Raw genomic sequence first — 1,769 nt, forward strand, 5'->3', positions numbered from 1 at the left:
GAGAACTCCTCGACGGTGTCGAGCAGGATCATCGGAGGGCGTTGCCGTAGCAGGCCGCGTACCTGTGCGTGGTCAAGCATGGGTCCTCACCGCCGTGAAGGTGGCGTCGAGTTCGACGGCCAGCCGGCGGTCCGAGCGCACTATCCGGGCACTCGCGAAGATCTCCCCGCCGAAGCCCCCTTCACCGCCGACCCCTTCACCGTCGGCCCTCCCACCGCGGATCCCTTCGCCGTCAGTTCCCTCACTGTCGATCCGCTCACCGAAGGTCCCCTCGATGTCGGTGCCCGCACCGAGGGTCCGCGCATCGTCGGTCCCTTCGCCGAGGGGCCGCGCATCGTCGGTTCCTTCACTGTTGATCGGCTCACCGTCGGTTCCCTTACCCTCGGTGCTCTCACCGAGGGGCCGTTCACGGTCGCTGCCTTCACCGAAGGTCCCTGTATCGTCAGCCCCTTCACTGTCGATCCCCCCACCCTCGGTGCCTTCGCCGAGGGTTCGCGCATCGTCGGTCGCTTCACCGTTGATCCGTTCACCGTCGGTTCCCTCAGCCTTGGTGTCTTCGCCGAGGGTTCGCGCATCGTCGGTGCCTTCACCGAGGGTCCGTTCACCGTCGGTTCCCTCAGCCTTGGTGTCTTCGCCGAGGGTTCGCGCATCGTCGGTGCCTTCGCCGAGGGTCCGTTCACGGTCGCTGCCTTCACCGAAGGTCCCTGTATCGTCAGCCCCTTCACCGTCGGTTCCCTCAGCCTTGGTGCCTTCGCCGAGGGTCCGAGCACGGTCGGTGCCTTCACCGTGGGTCGGCTCACCGTCGGTTGCCTCACTGTTCGGTTCGTGGGGGTGTGTCCGGATGGTGAGTTCCAGTACGTCTCCCGGTAGGAGGGGCCGTGCGAAGCGTGCCCGGTGCAGGTGGCGCAGCCGTAGGCCGCCGCCGTGGAGGTTGTCGACGGCTTGTTGTACCCAGTCCAGGACGACCACGGCTGGCAGGATCGGGTGGCCGGGGTAGTGGCCGGCCATGTGGTCGGCGCCGAGGTCGGCCGGGAGCCGCAGGACGGCGTGGGTGCCGTCGGGTGAACGCTCGCTCCATGCGAGGGGCGTGGGCAGCGCGGACATGGTCGCTTTCGCCGTCGAGGCGGGCATGGCGGTCCTCAGCCCAGGCCCAGGCCCAAGCCCAAGCCCGGGCACGGCGGTCCCAGGCCCAGGCCCGGGTGTGGGCAGGGCGGGCGTGGCGGTCCCAGGCCCAGGTCCAGGCCCGGGTGTGGGCAGCGCGGGCGTGGTGGTTTTCGGTGTCGAGGCGGGCATGGCGGTCCTCGGCCCGGGTTCGGGTGTGGGTGTGGGCCCGGCCGGGGGCTCGGGCAGCGCGGGCACGGCGGTCCCAGGCCCAGGCCCAGGCCCGGGTGTGGGCAGGGCGGGCGTGGCGGTCCTCGGCTCAGGCCCGGGCGTGGGCCCGGGTTTGGGTGTGGGCCCGGCAGGGGGCGCGGGCAGCGCGGGCGCGGGCCCGGTGGTCCTCGGCCCGGGCCCGGCCGGGGGCGTGGGCAGGGCGGACACGGTGGTTTTCGGTGTCGAGGCGGGCACGGCGGTTCTCGGCCCAGGCCCAAGCCCGGGTTCGGGTTCGGCCGTGGGCAGGGTGGGCGTGGTCGTTTTAGGTGTTGGGGCGGGCACGGTGGTGCTTCTCCCAAGCCCGGGCCCGGGTTTGGGTGTGGGCCCGGCAGGGGGCGCGGGCAGCGCGGGCGCGGGCCCGGTGGTCCTCGGCCCGGGCCCGGCCGGGGGCGTGGGCA

1 protein-coding gene is annotated in these 1,769 nt (G+C 72.4%); it reads right to left on the reverse strand.

The window, feature by feature from the left end:
* Positions 1-72: 72 nt before the first annotated feature.
* Positions 73-1,131: an ApeI family dehydratase gene (locus AC067J_RS44015; RefSeq protein ID WP_478308515.1), complete on the reverse strand. Its 1,059-nt coding sequence runs from the start codon at positions 1,129-1,131 to the stop codon at positions 73-75.
* Positions 1,132-1,769 lie beyond the last annotated feature (638 nt).

Source organism: Kitasatospora sp. NPDC042419 (assembly GCF_056437345.1).

What these genes read in the sequence shown, in the direction of transcription:
- AC067J_RS44015 (WP_478308515.1), bottom strand. Translation starts at nt 1,131, where the DNA reads ATGCCCGCCTCGACGGCGAAAGCGACCATGTCCGCGCTGCCCACGCCC.